This is a genomic window from Bartonella sp. AD328YNZD (assembly GCF_042196425.1).
In genome coordinates this window covers 1-708 of record NZ_JBHIQG010000735.1, presented here as the reverse complement: position 1 = coordinate 708, position 708 = coordinate 1, and the positions used below count along the sequence as shown (strand labels likewise).

At 45.9% G+C, this 708-nt stretch carries 1 pseudogene; it reads right to left on the bottom strand.

Annotated elements, in window-relative coordinates:
• Positions 1–708, bottom strand: a pseudogene (locus ACFIO3_RS14745) (hypothetical protein); the annotation flags it as partial.

Genomic DNA, 708 nt, shown 5'->3' with positions numbered 1-708 from the left:
GCTTTTAACTGTGCAACATTCACTGCATCAGTATCTTCACTACCCGCAGCCACACCGGTAATTTGTCGTGTTAGCTTACCATTACCCACGCCACCTACATCTCCTACACTAAAAGCTCCTGTTGTGCTTTTCCATGCTATACCGGTTTTTGTTGTCTCTTTACCTGTTGTAGGATCATAACCAGCAACATTCTTGTTTCTATCAGAGATAGATCCTCCACCTACAGCAACACCATCATTAACAAGCGCCTTTGAATTTACACCAATGGCAACCGAATTTTCCGTTACAGCATACGCTTGCGTACCTATAGCAATCGCATTTTCAGCATACGCGATTACTTTTCCGACAGGATTATCTGCGTTTTTTTCAAAGTGCCTGCCCCCTATTGCAATAGCACCTGCCCCCAAAGCTTCAGCATCTGTACCTAAAGCAACACTATTTGTACCTAATGCAGTTGCAAGCCCTCCAATAGCAACTGAAGATTTCCCCGACGCCTCTGATCCCACGCCCATAGCAATACTTGCTATACCACCTGCAAGTGCGGAAACACCAAAGGCTTGCGCTCCTCCAGCCTTTGCTGTCGCACCTGAACCAAAAACGGTTGAATAATTACCCGTCGCTGCAGACCCACACCCTGTTGCAAAAGAATAAGCACCATAAGCCTCAGGCAATGCATTAGTAAAACCACCAGTACTTCCCCCTATATAA